Here is a 17434-nt window from a genome sequence, read left to right on the forward strand (position 1 = left end):
GTATGCCGGAATCATCCCCTTCTGCACACAAGACCGATAAGCACAGGCTCTGGCTGCTCCGCAGCATTTTTCTCAGTGCCCTGGCCATCTATGGCGGAACCTGGTTGGGTTATTATTTGTTCAGCCGTGGTCTGGATCCCGTTTCCGGGACCATTGCCAAGGCTTTGATCAACTGGGATGCCAAATGGTATGTGGACATTGCCACGCACGGGTACAGCTACATACCGCATGCCGATTTTGGTCAAAACATCATCTTTTTCCCCTTATATCCGGCTCTCTGCAAAGGCCTCAGTTTCATCCTGCCTTTCCCTATTCCCGCCATTGGCATAGGGCTGGCCATCTTTTTTGGACTACTCTCGGTGCTGTTATTTCAGCGCCTTGCCAAGGACTGGCTGGAACCCGATAGCGCCGCTTTTGCCACGCTGAGTTACGCACTGTATCCTGCTGCCGCTTTTTTTATCAGCGCCTATCCGACATCCTTGATGAATTGTCTGGCCATCGCCACACTGATTGCGCTTCGTCAACAACGTCCATTTCAGGCCGCTTTCTGGGCGGGAATCGGCACGGCTTCCGGACCTTTGATGGTTTTTTTCGCTTTCGGAATATGGCTGGTTTTACTGGGGCGCGTTTGGGCGGACAGGCAAAACCTTGTGCTCATCTCCCTATTCAAGGGGTTAAGCCTGGGAATAATCGCCTGCAGCGGGCTGGGTGTATTCATGGCCTACCAATGGTATTTATTCCAGACCCCTTTTGCTTTTGTAGTGGCCCATGGTCCCTATATTGGCCATTTATCGCCTCTGGACAAACTGAGAAATATTGTCGAACTATTTCCCTTGTGGGGAGGAGACTATACGCCGCTAGTCCATGCATTACTGCTAGAACCGACAGTGCTGAACCCTGCCCGCAGTGTATACTTTTTCATGAATGCTCTGATCTTGCTGGGTAATTTTTTTGCTCTGGGGATTTTATGGTGGAAACGTCAATGGGCCTTACTCGTCATCAGCATTCCTCTGGTTTTTGCTTACTTATGGTTTCAGGGAGCGGCACAGGGACCGGTTTCCACTTACCGCCTGCTTTATGTCAATCTGCCCTTGTTTCTGGCGGCTGGCTGGATATATCAAAGCTCCGTCCGTAAAACCTGGGTGCTTCCGTTTCTGGGCGCGGAAATGGCTGCCCTTGTCTTGCAGGCAGCCTTTTTCATTTCCGGGCACTGGGCATTCTAAATCCGGTTTTATCCGTTGTTGCAAGGTATCATGGTTGCGTTTTTTCCGGGGATACCGTCACAAATTCAAAAGGTTTGCCGACCGGCTTGAAATCCGCTGTGACATCTCCGGAATAAACCTGGCCTTGGCCCATGGGCAACTGCAAAATGGGAGCGCCCTTTTTGAGATCAGCCTGATGCAGATTAACCCAGAAGGTATCCATGCTGCTGACGGAGTTATAGTAATATTTGAGGCCCGTCTGATCCGCGACCACCCGCCAGCGCGTTGAGGAAATATTGGGTTGTCCGGGTGTTGAAATACCCATGGGCACAGATACATTCTGCAAAACACTCATCACTTCAGCCGCGCCCACGGACTGGTTCGCCGTTTTGGGAATGGCATGAATGTAAAATGCTGCCCGTGCAAAACGATCAGCGGCACGATTGGTTCCCGGCAGGAAAGTGGTTCCGCCAATCTGGTTCCAGTACTTTTCAATAGCCAATTGCTGGGAATATTCGGGATCATTGGTCATGACCTGGTATTCACGGCCTTCATGAATCACCAGCTTACCGTCGATATACTCAAAAATGGCACTGTTCCCATTGGCATCGGAAATAGACAGGTGCAAGGTTGTATAACGATCTGTGCCGGGAATCTTGTCAGATACCACACACAGAGGATGTGCCTTGATGGAGGCCACAGCTTCCTTGACCGAAGAAAAATTATCCAGGAAATACTGGGCCCAGGCGGCAATACTCAAACGGGGTTCCTTGCCGCAATCATCAGGATACTTGCTGCCCGCCAACCAGAGCATATTGGCAACCAGACCCTTCTGGTTCATGCCATCGCTGACTGCGGCATTCAATGAAGTCACCACCACGCTGCCATAACGCGATACCCAATGCACAGAATTGCGTCCTGCACCGCCTTCATGTTCAAGACCCTTTGGAAAAATCCACAAGCGCGAATGCATGGGATCTTTCCAATCCATGGTCCGTCCGGTGATAACCAGACCATCCTTGCCGTGATAAACCACCCGGGTGCAGGCATCTGCAGAACCCGCCGCAAATACCGCCGCGACCACACCCAACAGGACCCATTGTCTCTTTAGCTTCATCATTTCCACCTTTTTATAACTGAATGTGTCATTTAATCTGTTCTCAACAACCTGAAGAACCCAAGATTTTACCGTGATAATAGCAGGTTCAGTTCTTAATGCTCATCTGGAGTCAGGATTTGTTTGAAATATCCGGGAGCGTTATCCTAAGCCCGCGCCTTGCCCCATGAAACTGCAGCTTTCACCAGCAGGCATGGAAATGGCAATTCATCTTGCATAAGGACCAGAACAGCATGATTTCTCCAAAGCACATTCTCTTGTCTACCCTTGTACTTTCCTGTGTGGCAGCTGGTGTTTCGGCTCAGGCTTCAGCGCTTTCCGGTTTATCCGGTGTTTCCGGTTTTCACAACACCGCCAGCATGTATACCTAATTTATCGCCGAACATCTCCAAAAGGCAGAAGTTCCGGGTGCTATCGTCGGCATCTGGCAATCAGGGCGACCTGCCTATCTGCAAGCTTTCGGGACAGCAAATTCAGCCGAAAAAACTGCTATGAGCGTACGCATGAATATGCCTATTGGTCAACTCAGCACTGCCTTCACAGTGAGAGCGGTTCTGGATCTTGCCAAGGCCGATAAAATTCAACTCAGCGCGCCCGTTTCCCGATACGTAAGTGGTGTCCCTGATGGCGAGCACATGACTGTCGCAGACCTTGCCCAAATGCGCAGCGGCCTGGTGGATTTCAGCAAACAGGCCGCCTATCTGGACGCCATTCAGAAAAATCCGGAAGCCCGCCTGCTGCCCGATCAGCTCCTGCATTACAGCTTCACCCATCCACTGTTGTTCAAGCCGGGTAGTCGTTTTGACTATTCCAGCACCAACACGATTTTATTGGGTCTGATTATTGAGAAGGTCACCGGCAAGCCCTTGTCCCGGGTCATCACCGAACAAGTCCTGCAGCCTAACCGCTTAAACAGCACGACTTTTTCCACCAGCTTCGCAGATCCTTTTCTGCAGGTTCGTGGATATGCCCGCAATAGTACTACCCAAAACCTGCAACCCGTCGCCTGGAATCCTTCGCAGTTCTGGGCAGCCGGGGCAATGACCGCAACCGCCTCTGATCTGCGCGACTGGGCAAGAATCAATGCGAACCTGACTGAATATAATCACATACTGGCAGCGTATCCGCAGTCCCCGGCATCTGGCCAAACAACGACTTCCGTAGAGTATCGCTGGGGATCGTTTGTCAATCATGGTTGGGTTGGCAATGCCAGTTATCAGGCCGGATTCGAATCCATAGCCATCTACGCTCCCAAAACTAAAGATACCATTGTTATCCTGTTGAACTCCGAGGCGCTGGATAAGGGCGTCCCGCTTGCCGCCAGTCTCGCACAGCGCCTGAGCCGCTTCATCAGTCCTCATGCCATTTATCAGTCCGACGGACAGCCCTGAATGATGGCGTCTTGCATAAATCTAAAAACGGCAGTTGCCGTGGGTGCTTTGCAGCGACTTTTGTTTCGAGCCGTTGTTGTTCTTGGCGAAATCCAGCGCCCGTCAGGAAAGCTGTCTGAGCCCGTAGGGCGAGTTCTTTCCTGACAGCAGGATGAGCCTTAATGTGAAAGAGATGGGATTACGGGCACAGAAGTCCCTGGCCTGTGAGGACCATTTGACGGGATCTGAAAGCGGTTATGCCGGATCGGGCAGGAATCCGAACTTGATCAGCTTTTTAATCCAGCGTGCGGCATTACGTTGTACGCTCAAGGCTTCATAATCGGTGGCGGCGTCCCGGTAATATGTGCCGCGAGAGAGCATGAAGTAGATGATGCGCAGCATTTTGTGGGCCAAGGCGATAATGGATCGTTTATGACCTCGGCGCACGACCAGGTTCTGGAATTTGGTGGGCAGAGCGCATTGGGTGCGACTGGCGGCATGGGCGCATTCGCACAAGACGCGGCGCACGTAAGGATTCCCTTTCCGGGTGCGACCACTTTTGCGCTTACCGGCCGATTCGTTGTTGCCCGGGCACAGACCGGCCCACGACGCCAGGCGATCGGCACTCCCGAAGACCTTCATATCGTCCCCGATTTCCACCAGCAATAAGGCAGCACCTGTAGTATCCACCCCCGGCAAGGTCTGCAGCAACGCCAGTGCATGCTGTTTAACAGTCACTTGTGCCTGATGAATATCCAGGCCAATCACACGTTGAAAAATGGGTTTCAGTTCCATTGGCTTTCCTCTCCATCTATACTGAAAACGTGGGGGGCGACGGATGCCGATGCCGAATCAACCTGCCTGCAGCAAGCCACAGGCGGTCCTATTAATGTGCGCTCTCATGGAGGCAATCCGGGGTACGAGTCGGCCCGGCGGGTCACGTTAGAAACGGGATCAAGTCACCAAAATTTCGTGCGATCTCAATCCGCCGCCACCCGCTCCCATTCTCTTTCATTCTCCGGGGTGGCGCGAGTCGCAATGGACGTTAGAACAACAGGCAAGGAACAGCAAAAAGCACCCACGGCAACTGCCGTTTTTAGGATAAAATGCTCTTGACCCGATTTCAGTCTCTGCTTATCATCAACACAAATTATGGCGATGGATTCCGCCCAATAACCGCCTTTATAGGCTAATGACTCCTACTGATCCCGACTGAAAAGTCGGGTCTTTAGGTCATAAGTCAAACTTATAAGGGGAAGGTATGCTCGACGACATCGTCCTGCAGTGTGGGCAAGTTCTCACCGTGATGTTTCTAGCACCACTGTTGCATGGCTTCATCACCACCGTGGAGGAGCGTGTTCAGCGCGGTCAAGGGCCTTCCATTTTCCAGCCCTATCGCGATCTCTGGAAACTGTTCAACAAGTCGTTGCTGGTACCCGAATCTGCCACCTGGGTTTTCTTCTGGGCACCCGTAGTTGCGTTCACCGCCATGCTCATCGTGCCGATGCTCATTCCGGTGCTGACCAACTTTCCCCTGCCGCTTTCGGACATGGGCGACATACTGGGTGGCGGGCTGATTCTGACCCTGGGCAGCTTTTTTATCCTGCTGGCCGGCCTGGATACCGGCCAACCCTTCGGTGGTTTAGGTTCCAGCCGCGCCGTCATGCTCGGCATTCTCGCCGAACCGACGCTGATCCTGGTATTTGTAGGCATCACTTTTCTGGACCATTCCATGCTGCCTTTTGTCGCCAATCATCTATTGGCCAAAAATCCGGTAGCCTACTGGAGTCCCGCCCATATTTTCCTGATTCTGGCTTTTTTCATTCTACTTACCGTAGAAACTGACCGCTTGCCCATTCATTCCACGATCCCCTATGAAATCTACATGATTGATGAGGCGCGCATCCTGGAATATTCCGGCCCCCTGCTGGCTCTGCTGAAATGGGCAAGCTGGATGAAACAGTTCATTTTTTACACGATTTTTCTCAATGTATTTCTGTTTCCCTGGGGTTTGTCCACCACTGGCAGCTTTCCGTCAGTCCTCCTGGCCCTGCTGATCATCCTGGCCAAATACGGCGTGATCGGCCTGCTTATGGTGGGCGTCGATACCATGCAGTCCCGTCTGCGCTTTTATCGCTATCAGGAGCCCCTGGCGCTGTCTTTTCTTTTTGCCGTATTGGCCATTGTTGCCGACCAACTATAGGAGCGACCCATGCTGATATTTCATCTCGGTCCGCTGGCCACCTCATTATTCAGCCTGCTGGCGATCCTCGCGCTGGTTTTATCTTTTGTCATGCTCGCTTCACACTGGCTGAAAAATCATGTTTATGCTTTTGCGGCGGAATCCTGGACCATTGCGGCCATTTCTGCATCCATTGGCTACTATGGACATTATCCCGAGCTGTATATTATTGCGGCATTGACGGCCTTGTTTCGGGGCACCTTTTTACCCTATCTGGTCCTCCGACTGGTCAAACGACTGGATATTCAGCGCGAATTCACCCCCCTGCTGAAGCCTTCTTCCAGCATGATTCTCGGTGCCGCACTGGTGATTTTTTCCTATGAGGTATCCCGGCAACTCGGTGTTGCCCTGCATCTGACTGACAATATTGCCGTGCTGGCCCTGACCTGCATGTTCAGCCTGAAACTCATCGGCTTTTTGATGATGATTTTGCGTTCGGAGGCTATCAGCCACATTCTTGGCCTGCTGGTCATCGAAAACGGAATATTTCTGGGCTCACAGATTCTGGTTCCGGGTATGCCCGCCCTGCTTGAGCTGGTGATCATCTTTGATTTGCTGACAATCGTCATGGCCTTCGGCATGCTGGTCCGATTCCTCCAGACCCATGCCGGTACAACCAGCAGTCGTGGCCTGCAAAAGCTGGTGGGTTAAGCCATGGTGAATTTTGATGCACTGATTGCCGCACTCTGGATCATCCCCGCCGTCGCCATCATTCTGATGCTCGCCCTGCGTCGGCCGCATCTGGCCGAATATCTCAACCTGCTGACTTCCATAGCAGTTTTCGGCCTGACTCTAGCAATTCTCGTGGCCGTTCCCGATAAGGCTCTGGTCACCGGAGAGCAATACATTTTATTGACCCCTCTGGGGGCCTGGGTGCTGTTTTGCGTGGGCCTGGTTTATCTGCTGGCGTCCATTTACGCCATTGGCTACATGCGCCTGCTGCCCGAAGAAAAACCCCGACTGCACAAATACTATGCCCTGCAGGCGGGTTTTGCCTTGACCATGCTCATTGCGCCGTTGATGAACAATCCCGGCATTTTCTGGATTGCCATTGATTTCACGACCATTGTCAGCGCTTTTCTGGTGGGTTTCGAGAAAGAAGCCGAATGCATCGAAGCGGCCTGGAAGTATCTGATCGTCGTTTCTGCGGGGCTGGCCCTGGCCCTGTTGGGTATTATCCTTTTTTACTGGGGTGGCACCTTCGTGCTTGGCCCGACTTATGCGCTGACCTGGGCCAATCTCCGTGAAGTCGCCCCCAAGGTTCCCGAAACCCTTTTGTTTTTGGCTTTTCTCCTGACTCTAGTGGGTTTTGGCACCAAGGTGGGTCTCGCCCCCATGCATACCTGGCTACCTGATGCCCATAGCGAAGGCCCGGCCCCGGTGTCCGCCATGCTTTCCGGTGCTTTGCTCAACATTGCCCTGCTGGGGATTTATCGGTTTTTATCCATTGTCGACAGTGGCGGTTACAGCCTCATGGGGCACACTGCACTACTGGTACTGGGCGTAATATCCCTTTTTGTGGCAGGCCTGTTTATCGTTCGTCAGGATGGCGCCAAGCGCATGCTGGCCTATTCCTCCCTGGAACATATGGGGGTACTGGCCATTGGTTTCGGCTTTGGTGGCCCCATTGCCTTTGCCGGGGCCATGTATCACATGATCAACCACTCCATGAATAAATCCCTGATGTTTTTCGGGGCGGGCAACATGATGCGTGCTTACGGCACCAAGTCCATGAGTAAAATGCGTCAGGTACTGCGCTACTATCCGGTGACGGGCGCCCTCTGGTTACTGGGTGCTGTGGCTATTACCGGAGCCCCGCCCTTCGGCTTGTTTTTATCGGAGCTGACCATTTTGCGGGGTGGCATTCTCAGCCCCAACCCTTGGGCAGTCTGGGTGATGGCCATTCTGCTCATTCTCATATTTATTGCCTTCATGAATCATTTTCGGCGCATGATCTGGGGCCCGGAACCGGAACCCGATGAAGTGCCCACGCTCAAGTTATCCCTGTGGAATAGCCTACCCATGTGGCTGGCCCTGATTCCTGTGCTGGTACTGGGACTTTGGTGGCCCAGTGGCTTGTGGGGATTTTTCCAACAGGCCTTTATGGTGCAGCCATGAATATGCAAAGTCCCATGAATAATTGCAGCATTCGCTCTGTCACTGCGGGGCAGCTTGCAGCAGTAGCTCAGGAATGCCTGGATCAGCAGATGCGTTTCCTCATGGCCTGGCATGACTGGGAAGGGCAGCAATGCGTCGTGCGTTATTTGTTGAGCCAGAAGGACAATCCCGAATTTGTCCTGCTGGAATTACGCGGCACGGATACCATTCCTTCGCTCGCGGCGCTTGTTCCGCTCCTGGGCTGGTATGAGCGGGAAATGCAGGACCTGGGCGGTCTGCATTTTACCGGGCACCCCGAACCCTTCCCCCTGATTATTCACGAAGGTTTCAGCATCTCCCAGCCGCCACTCGGCATAAACGGCCGTTCAGGTCACCTGAGCGGCCTTTACCAGCCCCCCACCATGCCCGAAGTGCAGGGGGATCAGGTGCAGGATTTGTACTGGGGGCCGGTGCGTGCTGATGTGGTGGAAACCGCTGAATTTCACTATTCCTATATTGGTGAGGCCATTCTTCACTACCATCCGCGCTTGTTTTTCAAGCACCGGGGCATGGAAGCCCGTTTTGCCGGCCAGGACGCGCAGCGCAGTGTTTACCTGGCCGAGCGGGTTTCCGGAGTGGGCAGTGCCTGCCATGCTCTTGCCTATTGTCAGGCCGTAGAAAATGCCTGGGGCATTGAAGTCCCGCCCCGGGCGCAACTGCTGCGGGTGATAATCGTGGAACTGGAGCGTCTCTATAACCATTTCCACTATTTTGGCCAGCTTTCCAAAACCACGACCCTCAAAGTCGGCGCCGCCACCGGCTTCCTGATGGAAGAAAAAGTCAAACAACTGGCCGGAGAATTAACGGGTTCCCGCTATTTACGTAGCCTGCTGCGGGTAGGTGGGCTCCGCCGGGACTTGCAGGCCGAGCATTTGGCCCATGCTCTGGAGCCCATCATTGATGAAGGCGAGGCTTATCTGAATCGGTTGCAGCAAACGGCGACCCACCTGGATCGTCTGATGGGCACCGGCGTACTTTCGCAAAGTGCCGCTTTTGATCAGGGGGCTACCGGTCCCGTCGCCCGCGCTTCCGGGCTCGATCGTGATTTGCGCCGGGACCATCCTTATGCGGCTTACCACAAATTACGTTTCAACGTACCAGTGCGCCAGAAAGGTGATGCCATGGCCCGCAGTGATGTTCGTGGGGAAGCTCTGCGGGAAGCCATTGCCCTGCTGGTACAGGCTTCGGGTCGTCTCAAAGCCGGTCCTGTGCATGCGGAATTCGACGTGCCAGGCGGAGCACAGCAGGGCCTGGGCTGGGCCGAAACCCCGCGAGGCACGCTGATTTACGCCGTCAGCATTGAGGATGGACGCCTGCAACGAGTCAAGATCAAATCACCCTCGTTTTCCAACTGGCGGGTGTTTCCACTGACGGTACACGGTACCAACATGATGGATTACGCCATTAACGAAGCGAGCTTCGGCCTCACCATTGCCGGTTGCGACCGCTAGGAGAAAATTATGCCATTATGGACCTGGACAGGACTTAAAGCCGGTAAAGCCGCTACCCGCTGGCCCCAAAGTGGACCCGATGGTCAGGAAGGGGTATTGGGAATGCCGCGCCTGGATATCGCGGCCTGCCGCAGCGGTTGTGATCTTTGTGTGGAGAGCTGCCCCACTCAGGCTATTCATCAGGTGGATGGCGAACCGGTGATCGATTACGGGCGTTGTATTGTCTGCCAGCGTTGCGTGGAGAAATGCCCGGAGGGGGCCATGCAAAGTTCCTACGACTGGGCTTTTGGCGTGCGTCAGCGCAGTGATCTCATCTGGTCAGCGGCACTGGAAAGTGCTGAGGCCGCAGACCTTCGCAAACGCATTGCGGCCAGCCAGCGCCGCAGTCTGCACATTCGCCATGTGGACGCCGGTTCCTGTAATGCCTGCGAGTCCGAAATCAGTGCGCTGGACAATCCCTTTTATAATTTGCACCGACTGGGCATTTTCTTTACGCCCTCACCGCGTTTTGCCGACCTGCTGATGGTCACGGGACCCGTAACCGCACCCATGCACGACGTACTGCTGGCCACCTGGGAAGCCATGCCCGAACCACGTAGTGTCATGGCTACCGGCACCTGTGCCGTCTCAGGCGCGCCCATGGATGAGGGTTATGCCGGTGGATCCGGACTGGAAGGCATTCTCCCGGTGGACATCTGGCTGCCGGGCTGTCCACCCAATCCGGCAGCACTCATTCATGCCCTGCTGCTTCTGGTAGAACGCATGCCGCAAAAAGTAACAGGAGGCCAATATGCTCAATAGTTTCCTGCTGGGCGCACTGCTTTTTGTTCTCGCCATTATTCTCGGTCTGCTGCGTCTGAGTTCCGGCGCACGGATTGCCCTCATTTTCGGCACCGTGGCGATACTGGTGGGCAGCGTCCTCAGTCTGCTAGCAGGATCTGGCCCTGACACTGGACAGCTTTGGTCCCTGGGCAGCATTCCCGTGACCTGGCACCTGCAGGCGGCTGCCGCCTGGCTGGTCTTCTGGGGCGGGCTCGCCGCGTTGGCCGCCTTCCTTTCCCCCAGCCGCGCCAAAAATCCCGGCATCTGGATGTCCGGGGCAGGGCTGGCTTTACTGGGAAGTCTCGGCGTTGCCGGTTTACAGGAAGGGATCGCCTTTCTGATTGCCTGGGAATTTTTGAGTTTTGGCGGTGCCGTCATGCTGCTTGCCGATGGGCTGCAGAATCGTGAAAAAAGCGGTCAATCCAATTTGTATATGCTGGCTCTGCTCGAGATTGGCGCCGTCGCTTTGTTGCTGTGCCTGCTCTTACTGGGAGCCGAGAATACTGAATTTACTGCCTGGGCGGGGTCCTGGGCAACTTATGGATCAGCGGCCTTTGGCATTGCCATTCTGTTCATCATTGGCTTCGGTGCCAAGCTGGGTATTTTGCCCTTTTACGAGTGGTATCCCGGTGCCTACAGTAGTGGCAGTGGCGCATCGGGGGCATTATTATCCGGCATCATCCTCAATGTGGCCTATTTTGCCCTGGGCCGGGCCATGCTTGACTGGTTACCCCGGAGTAGCGCTACCGGCACCGGTATTTTACTGGTTGCATTGGGCACCATCACCGCTATTCTGGCCATTTTATATGCCTTTCAGCAGGAAGACTGGCGCCGTCTGCTGGCTTTTTCCACGGCTGAAAACGCCGGATTAGCGGTCGTCGCGCTGGGTGCCGCCTCCCTGTTCCGGGCTGACGGTCTGAATATGCTCAGTACCCTGGCCTGGACCGTAGGTCTCATTCATCTGGGCGGTCACAGCCTGGCCAAAGGCAGCATGATGCTGAGTGCCGACCGGGTCGCCAGTGTGCGCGGCGATTACAACATAGCCCAGAGCCGGGTGCTGGCACTCGCGCCCTGGACCCTTGGCATCGGCGCACTGCTGGGCGCAATGAGTCTGGCTGCGATGCCGCCTACTGCCGGGTTTGCGGGCGAATGGTATTTATTTCAGACGGTCTTTCAGGATTTTCATCTGACCAGCTCTGCCGCCAGAGTCACCCTGGCTTTGGGTGGAGCGGGATTGGCACTGACCGCCGCCATCGCCCTGGCCACCATGATCAAGGTCTTCGGTCTGGGTTTACTGGGTCGCGAGGAAAATCAACACAGCATTACCGGACGCTGGCCCATTCTCGCTTTAGGCCTGCTGGTTCTGGGGTATGCTGCAGCACTGCCCTGGACCCTCGGCTTTCTCGCCGACGATAACTGGCCCGCTGTTCCCGCCGCCCTGGCCAGCATGGTGAAAGGACCAATCCTGATCCCTCTGCGTTTTCATTTTGCGTTTATTTCACCTCCGCTGCTGCTGCTGATGGGACTGCTACTATCCCTGATTCCATTAGCCATGCTGGGCTGGAGTCATCTTCGTCAGGGGCGCAAACGGGTGCCGGTCTGGGGTCACGGATTACGCCAGATACCGGCCAATAATGCGGTCACGGCTTTGGCTTTTTCCAATGCTTTGCGTGAATTCTATAGCTTTGTCTACCGCCCCAGCACCAATACCCGGAAAAGCCACAGTGAAAGAAGTTATTTCGTTCGTGAACTGCATTTTGATTACAGTCAGGCCCCGGTATTCGGTCCCTGGTTATTCCGTCCTGTAGTGCGCTTTGTGCAAATCATGAGTGATCGCCTAGGACTAGCCTTGCAAAATGGTTCGCTGAATGCCTATCTGGCCTATATCGGAGTACTGCTCATCATTATTTTTGCGAGTGTTTTTTATATTTAATTCAGTCAAGGAGTAAAAATGTTTGCCACTTTCGGCTTCATCGCCATATTTGCCGTTTTGGGTGCCTGGGCACGATACGGACAGAGTCTGCTGGTCCAAACGGTATTCGGGCGGGGTTTTCCCTGGGCAACCCTGAGTATCAACGTCATGGGCTGTTTCATCATGGGTTTTCTTTTTTTTGAAACTCTCGAACGTATTTCTCTCAGTCCGGAATTACGTACAGGCATGCTTACCGGGGGCCTTGGCGCTTACACCACCTTCTCGACCTTCTCCCTGGAGACTCTCGTTCTTTTTGAAAACGGCGAAGCACTGAAAGGTTTGCTCTATATGTTTTCTTCACTGTTCCTGTGTGTGGCAGCGGCATTTGCCGGTGCCTGGGTATCCCGCAGTATTTAAGAGAGGTGAAAATCATGACCAGCGTTTCCGTAGTCCGTATTTACATCAAAGAAGGCGATAAACACGATGGCCACAATTTGATGGAGGAGATATTTCGTATGCTCCACGATCAGTACAAAGTGCATGGGGTCACCGCCTTCCGGGGTATTGCCGGCTTTGGCAGCAAGGGCGTGGTTCACGCCGATGATGTATTGCGCCTGAACGTGCATCTACCCCTGGTACTGGAGTTCTTCGACGAACCGGAGACCGTCGATGCGGTCATGCCCCACCTGCTCGAACTGGTACCCGGCAATCATATTCTGCGCTGGGAAGCTGACTGCGGCTGCGCATGAATCATCATTACTGCCCGCTCTGCTTCGCTGAAATTCCGATCGGAGTAGAGAATTGTCCGGCTTGTGGGCGCAACATTGAGGCCTGGGAACGGCAAACCCCTTATTATGATCGTTTGATCTGGGCACTCAAAAATCCCCATTCGGAAGTAAGAATGGGAGCCATACTCAGTCTCGCCAATCAGAACCATGCGGAAGCGGCAGGCCCTCTTGCTGAATGCGCAATGTCTTATCCCGTAGATGTTATCCAGGGGCTGGCCGTCATCCGCGCCATAAAAAATGTCCCGGATAGCCCGGAAAAAGTTTCCGCGCTGCAGGGATTAAGCCATCACGCAGCACATGCCGTCAGGGTCGCCGCAGAAGAAGCGTTGAATACATCAACATCATTGCGCCTTGCATAACAATAACACAGCAGTCAGCACCAAGGGTTTGGATTCATCTCCAAAATCAGAACAGAGGAATTTGTTCTACAATCAAGAAATGGTTGAGGGTTGTGTATACAGCCACATTGATCGTCATCATTCATCTCCAGATACGGGAGGAAAATTCACGTGAAAGACTTACGAAGTAACTTTCTGGACCATGTCAAAAAAGGCCTCAATGGCAAGGCGCTGCCCTTACGGGTCATTTTTTGGGATGGTCACGAATATGCTTTCGATGAACCCACACTGGTCACCATGCAGCTCAAATCAGCGAGCGTCATTACCCAGATCCTCACCGGCAGCGCTCTGGATGTACTGGGCGAAGGCTATGTGGAAGGCACTATCGGCATTGAAGGACGCTACCAGGACATTCTTGCTGTTGCCGAAGGTCTCAGCGACGCATTTCCGGCCAAAAAACCCAAAACCGGCATTCTCCACAAGGCCTTACACAGCAAAGCCAAGGACAGGGAAGCCATTCACTATCATTACGATGTTTCCAACGACTTCTACAAGCTTTGGCTGGATCGCAACATGGTGTACTCCTGTGGCTATTTCAAAACCGGCAAAGAAGATATTGATGTTGCCCAGGAGCAGAAACTGGATCACATCTGCCGCAAACTCCATCTGCAGCCAGGTGAAAAACTCCTGGATATTGGCTGTGGCTGGGGCGGCCTGCTGACCTGGGCCGCCAAACACTATGGCATTCAGGGGGTGGGCGTTACCCTCAGTGAAGAACAGTTTGCCTTTGCCAAAGAGCGCATTGAAAGGGAAGGCCTCGCCGATCGGGTAGAAATTCGCCTGCAGGACTACCGCGATATTCCCGAACGCGATTATTTTGACAAGGTGTCATCCGTGGGCATGTTCGAGCACGTGGGTCGGGCCAAGTTACCCGAGTATTTTGAGGTCATCAACCGGGTACTCAAGGAAGGCGGTTGGGTCATGAATCATGGCATTACCGCCAGCCAGCAGGACGATGAGGCGGGGCATCATTCCGGCAGCGATTTCATGGATAAATACGTGTTTCCCGATGGTGAAATTCCTCACCTCTGGCGCGTCGTCCGGGATATGGCCGGACAGAATCTTGAGGTGATTGATGTCGAAAACCTGCGTCCACACTATGCCCAGACTTTGATTCATTGGGTGGACCGCCTGGAAGCCCATAAGGACGAAGCTATGAACATGGTCGGAGACAAGCGCTATCGGATCTGGGCCATTTATATGGCAGGTTGCGCTTATGCCTTCTGGCGCAACTGGTCGGCATTGCATCAGGTGCTGGCTATCAAGCAGACCGGGGAGGAACTCACTCCGCGCCCCTGGGAACGGCGCTATCAATATGAAAATGATCAATACCGTCTGGCTGAACCGGATTGGGGGGATTTGTAAGCCCGAAATATTCCCTGACAGAATAATCATGCTTAACATGCCCTGATTAACTACAGGCAGTCAGGGAGGAAGCATGGGCAGAAACCGTTTGGAAGCCTTCAGTGATGGTGTCATTGCCATCATCATCACCATCATGGTCATCGAAATGAAGGTCCCTCACGGGGAAAATATGGCAGCACTGTTACCCGTGCTGCCCGTATTTCTCAGCTACATAATGAGCTTTATTTACGTCGGTATTTACTGGAACAACCATCACAACATGCTGCAAGCCAGTGGGAAAATCACCGGCAGCATTCTCTGGGCCAATTTGCATCTGCTGTTCTGGTTATCACTTTTTCCCTTCGTCACCAGTTGGATGGGTGAAAACCATTTCGCCACAGCACCTACAGAATTATACGGCGTGGTCCTTTTCATGGCTGCCATTGCCTATTTCATCCTTCAGCAGCGCATTATCGCACCCGGAGCACCGACCCTGCGGCGTGCCATTGGTCGGGACTGGAAAGGAAAGGTCTCGCCCATCTTCTATTTCATAGGCATTATTTCCGCTCAATGGTCACCCACAGGCGCCAAACTTATTTATCTGGGACTCGCTTTTTTATGGTTGATTCCAGATCGCCGCATCGAAAGCCTGCTTATCGATAGCAAAGAATGATCATCATTGTTCCATCTGCCCGAAACGGCCACTTCTGAAATCTGCAATGGCCTGTTGAATTTCCGCTTCCGTGTTCATGACAAACGGGCCATATCCGACAATAGGCTCATCAAGCGGTTCGCCACTGAGCAGTAAAAGTACCGCATCACTGTGGGCTTCGATGGAAAAATCCTGAGCCGCAGCATCCAGCACCAGCATCTGCGCGGCCCGTAGCACATTTTCACCGTTCACCGTCAATTCTCCTTGCAACAGCACCAGCGCCACATTCCATCCTTCGGGCAGCGTCCATTGACTGCGCCCCCCGGCCTGCAGACGAATATCCCAGACCTGTAGCGGCGAAAAAGTATGGGCCGGGCCTTTTTCTCCGGCATATTCACCCGCAATCACCCGTAATGATCCAGCCTGTTCCGGCAAACGCACTTGGGGAATATCTCCATCCATAATGGCCTGATAAGCAGGCGTCGTCATTTTGTTTCGCGCCGGAAGATTCACCCAGAGCTGCACCATCTCCAGTTCGCCCCCGGCTGCCGTGAATGCTGGCGAATGGAACTCCTCATGCAAAATTCCTGAGCCAGCAGTCATCCATTGCACATCGCCGGGGCCAATTATTCCACCACGACCGGTTGAATCCTTGTGGGCGACCTCGCCCTTATACACAATGGTGACCGTCTCAAAACCCCGATGGGGATGGGTACCTACGCCACGCGGCTGTTTACTGGGAGTAAAATGCATAGGCCCGGCATGATCCAGCAGCAGAAAAGGACTCAACATTTTGCCGTGTTGATGATAAGAAAGCAGCGAACTGACCGGAAAGCCATCTCCGACCCAATGGGAAGGCGGTGCATCATAAATACCCAATATTTTTTTCATGCTGATCTCCTCGAAAAGCGTCCATACTGGCTACGCTATTAATATAGATATTGACCCAAAACATGAGTAGTGGCTAAATTCGCTTATCAGAGTCTCATATATAGGACAATGCATCCATGGAAGACCTGAACGACCTCTATTATTACGTCCAGGCAGTAGAGCATGGGGGTTTCGCTCCGGCGGCACGTGCCATCAACCTGCCGAAATCCAAACTCAGCCGTCGCGTCGCCGGGCTGGAAGAGCGCCTGGGTGTGCGCCTGATCCAACGCTCTACGCGCCATTTCACCGTGACGGAAATCGGGCAAATCTACTATACCCACTGTAAGGCCATGCTGGTGGAAGCCGAAGGGGCTCAAGAGGCCATTGATTCCGTCAAGGCGGAACCCGCCGGCGTATTGCGGCTCACCTGTCCGGTAGCCCTGCTGCATTTGCAGGTCAGCACCATGCTCGCGGATTTCATGGCGCAGTATCCTCGGGTCACCTTACTGCTCGAAGCCAGCAACCGGCGGGTAGATTTACTGGGTGAAGGTGTGGATGTCGCCATCCGGGTCAGGCCACCGCCATTGCCTGATAGTGAACTCATCCAACGTATTCTGGCCGAGCGCAGTCAATGCCTGGTGGTCAGCCCCACCCTGGGGCTTCAGGCAAGACGCATCCAGCAACCCGACGATCTGGTAAAATTACCGAGCATGGGTCTGGGAAGCCTCCAGCAAAATCATCATTGGGAGTTGTTCGGACCGCAAAATGCCGTCGTCATCCGGACGCATCAGCCCCGCTTCGTCACTACAGACATGATTGCCCTGCGGGATGCAGCCATAGCCGGGGTGGGAGTTGTCCAGCTGCCGCTACTGATGGTGCGCGAAGCTTTGACTACAGGCACTTTGATGCGCATATTGCCTGCGTGGGCCCCACATCCGGAGCTTATCCACGCCGTATTTCCTTCGCGACGGGGGCTGCTCCCTGCCGTACGCGCCCTGATAGATTTTCTCGCAGCGCGTTTTGCCGAACTGCAGGAAGACAGTCCACATTTTTAGTCGACGCCATTGCAATTGGAGCCAACTTTTGGCTCGGGATATGGTCAGATGGTT

General features: G+C 53.8%; 17 protein-coding genes, 1 pseudogene and 1 riboswitch. Of the genes and pseudogenes, 15 read left to right on the top strand and 3 right to left on the bottom strand.

Annotation, left to right across the window (positions count from 1 at the left end; genetic code table 11):
* The first annotated feature begins 2 nt into the window (after positions 1-2).
* A complete protein-coding gene (locus tag GCD22_RS16505) occupies positions 3-1223 on the top strand; it encodes a mannosyltransferase family protein (RefSeq protein WP_081577635.1) in 1221 nt (406 codons plus the stop codon).
* Positions 1224-1251: 28 nt separating this feature from the next.
* Here the strand turns inward: GCD22_RS16505 and GCD22_RS16510 are convergent, their stop codons facing one another.
* Complete coding sequence (locus GCD22_RS16510) at positions 1252-2322, bottom strand: linear amide C-N hydrolase (protein WP_226831536.1); 1071 nt, start codon at positions 2320-2322, stop codon at positions 1252-1254.
* Between the two features lie 230 nt (positions 2323-2552).
* Here GCD22_RS16510 and GCD22_RS18275 point away from each other — a divergent pair, with 230 nt between their 5' ends.
* Both GCD22_RS18275 and GCD22_RS16515 read left to right on the top strand, forming a co-directional pair.
* Positions 2553-2690 carry a hypothetical protein gene (locus GCD22_RS18275; protein WP_155270570.1) on the top strand — a complete coding sequence of 46 codons (138 nt, stop codon included), beginning with the start codon at positions 2553-2555 and terminating at the stop codon, positions 2688-2690.
* Positions 2691-2693: 3 nt separating this feature from the next.
* Positions 2694-3710: a serine hydrolase domain-containing protein gene (locus GCD22_RS16515; RefSeq protein WP_080707879.1), complete on the top strand. Its 1017-nt coding sequence runs from the start codon at positions 2694-2696 to the stop codon at positions 3708-3710.
* 234 nt (positions 3711-3944) lie between these two features.
* On the opposite strand, the pseudogene GCD22_RS16520 reads toward GCD22_RS16515, so the two are convergent.
* A pseudogene (locus GCD22_RS16520) lies at positions 3945-4418 on the bottom strand (transposase); the annotation flags it as partial.
* Between the two features lie 416 nt (positions 4419-4834).
* Positions 4835-4898: riboswitch (Fluoride riboswitch) on the top strand.
* Positions 4899-4950: 52 nt separating this feature from the next.
* Here GCD22_RS16520 and GCD22_RS16525 point away from each other — a divergent pair.
* From GCD22_RS16525 to GCD22_RS16575, 11 genes are all read left to right on the top strand, one after another.
* Positions 4951-5892, top strand: coding sequence for a respiratory chain complex I subunit 1 family protein (locus GCD22_RS16525; protein ID WP_010639329.1), 942 nt, complete (start codon positions 4951-4953; stop codon positions 5890-5892).
* 9 nt (positions 5893-5901) lie between these two features.
* Positions 5902-6582 (top strand): hydrogenase, encoded by a 681-nt coding sequence (locus GCD22_RS16530; protein WP_024893084.1) that lies wholly within the window; start codon positions 5902-5904, stop codon positions 6580-6582.
* Positions 6583-6585: 3 nt separating this feature from the next.
* On the top strand, positions 6586-8049 hold the full coding sequence (locus GCD22_RS16535; RefSeq protein ID WP_010639333.1) for a proton-conducting transporter transmembrane domain-containing protein: 1464 nt from the start codon (positions 6586-6588) through the stop codon (positions 8047-8049).
* Entirely contained in the window at positions 8046-9539 is a 1494-nt protein-coding gene (locus tag GCD22_RS16540) for a hydrogenase large subunit (RefSeq protein WP_031571596.1), read from the top strand. Before GCD22_RS16535 ends, GCD22_RS16540 begins: the two co-directional genes overlap by 4 nt.
* Positions 9540-9548: 9 nt before the next feature.
* Positions 9549-10340 carry an NADH-quinone oxidoreductase subunit B family protein gene (locus GCD22_RS16545; RefSeq protein ID WP_031571594.1) on the top strand — a complete coding sequence of 264 codons (792 nt, stop codon included), beginning with the start codon at positions 9549-9551 and terminating at the stop codon, positions 10338-10340.
* On the top strand, positions 10330-12294 hold the full coding sequence (locus GCD22_RS16550) for a proton-conducting transporter transmembrane domain-containing protein (protein WP_031571592.1): 1965 nt from the start codon (positions 10330-10332) through the stop codon (positions 12292-12294). Before GCD22_RS16545 ends, GCD22_RS16550 begins: the two co-directional genes overlap by 11 nt.
* A gap of 18 nt (positions 12295-12312) precedes the next feature.
* Positions 12313-12690 (top strand): fluoride efflux transporter CrcB, encoded by a 378-nt coding sequence (gene crcB / locus GCD22_RS16555; RefSeq protein ID WP_031571590.1) that lies wholly within the window; start codon positions 12313-12315, stop codon positions 12688-12690.
* Positions 12691-12704: 14 nt separating this feature from the next.
* Positions 12705-13022 (top strand): DUF190 domain-containing protein, encoded by a 318-nt coding sequence (locus GCD22_RS16560; RefSeq protein WP_031571589.1) that lies wholly within the window; start codon positions 12705-12707, stop codon positions 13020-13022.
* On the top strand, positions 13019-13420 hold the full coding sequence (locus tag GCD22_RS16565; RefSeq protein WP_035210265.1) for a HEAT repeat domain-containing protein: 402 nt from the start codon (positions 13019-13021) through the stop codon (positions 13418-13420). Before GCD22_RS16560 ends, GCD22_RS16565 begins: the two co-directional genes overlap by 4 nt.
* Before the next feature lie 150 nt (positions 13421-13570).
* On the top strand, positions 13571-14824 hold the full coding sequence (locus GCD22_RS16570; protein ID WP_031571585.1) for a class I SAM-dependent methyltransferase: 1254 nt from the start codon (positions 13571-13573) through the stop codon (positions 14822-14824).
* 73 nt (positions 14825-14897) lie between these two features.
* Positions 14898-15476 carry a TMEM175 family protein gene (locus GCD22_RS16575; protein WP_153940868.1) on the top strand — a complete coding sequence of 193 codons (579 nt, stop codon included), beginning with the start codon at positions 14898-14900 and terminating at the stop codon, positions 15474-15476.
* 3 nt (positions 15477-15479) lie between these two features.
* Here GCD22_RS16575 and GCD22_RS16580 read toward each other — a convergent pair whose 3' ends face one another.
* Positions 15480-16346, bottom strand: coding sequence for a pirin family protein (locus GCD22_RS16580; protein WP_031571582.1), 867 nt, complete (start codon positions 16344-16346; stop codon positions 15480-15482).
* Positions 16347-16462: 116 nt separating this feature from the next.
* Here GCD22_RS16580 and GCD22_RS16585 point away from each other — a divergent pair, with 116 nt between their 5' ends.
* Positions 16463-17380, top strand: coding sequence for a LysR family transcriptional regulator (locus GCD22_RS16585; protein ID WP_024893071.1), 918 nt, complete (start codon positions 16463-16465; stop codon positions 17378-17380).
* Positions 17381-17434: the final 54 nt, after the last annotated feature.

The organism is Acidithiobacillus thiooxidans ATCC 19377, from assembly GCF_009662475.1.
Classification (GTDB): domain Bacteria; phylum Pseudomonadota; class Gammaproteobacteria; order Acidithiobacillales; family Acidithiobacillaceae; genus Acidithiobacillus; species Acidithiobacillus thiooxidans.

Coding starts and splice junctions, on each gene's coding strand:
- GCD22_RS16505 (WP_081577635.1), top strand. CDS start 3: ATGCCGGAATCATCCCCTTCTGCACACAAGACCGATAAGCACAGGCTC.
- GCD22_RS16510 (WP_226831536.1), bottom strand. CDS start 2,322: ATGATGAAGCTAAAGAGACAATGGGTCCTGTTGGGTGTGGTCGCGGCG.
- GCD22_RS18275 (WP_155270570.1), top strand. CDS start 2,553: ATGATTTCTCCAAAGCACATTCTCTTGTCTACCCTTGTACTTTCCTGT.
- GCD22_RS16525 (WP_010639329.1), top strand. CDS start 4,951: ATGCTCGACGACATCGTCCTGCAGTGTGGGCAAGTTCTCACCGTGATG.
- GCD22_RS16530 (WP_024893084.1), top strand. CDS start 5,902: ATGCTGATATTTCATCTCGGTCCGCTGGCCACCTCATTATTCAGCCTG.
- GCD22_RS16535 (WP_010639333.1), top strand. CDS start 6,586: ATGGTGAATTTTGATGCACTGATTGCCGCACTCTGGATCATCCCCGCC.
- GCD22_RS16540 (WP_031571596.1), top strand. CDS start 8,046: ATGAATATGCAAAGTCCCATGAATAATTGCAGCATTCGCTCTGTCACT.
- GCD22_RS16545 (WP_031571594.1), top strand. CDS start 9,549: ATGCCATTATGGACCTGGACAGGACTTAAAGCCGGTAAAGCCGCTACC.
- GCD22_RS16550 (WP_031571592.1), top strand. CDS start 10,330: ATGCTCAATAGTTTCCTGCTGGGCGCACTGCTTTTTGTTCTCGCCATT.
- crcB (WP_031571590.1), top strand. CDS start 12,313: ATGTTTGCCACTTTCGGCTTCATCGCCATATTTGCCGTTTTGGGTGCC.
- GCD22_RS16560 (WP_031571589.1), top strand. CDS start 12,705: ATGACCAGCGTTTCCGTAGTCCGTATTTACATCAAAGAAGGCGATAAA.
- GCD22_RS16565 (WP_035210265.1), top strand. CDS start 13,019: ATGAATCATCATTACTGCCCGCTCTGCTTCGCTGAAATTCCGATCGGA.
- GCD22_RS16575 (WP_153940868.1), top strand. CDS start 14,898: ATGGGCAGAAACCGTTTGGAAGCCTTCAGTGATGGTGTCATTGCCATC.
- GCD22_RS16580 (WP_031571582.1), bottom strand. CDS start 16,346: ATGAAAAAAATATTGGGTATTTATGATGCACCGCCTTCCCATTGGGTC.
- GCD22_RS16585 (WP_024893071.1), top strand. CDS start 16,463: ATGGAAGACCTGAACGACCTCTATTATTACGTCCAGGCAGTAGAGCAT.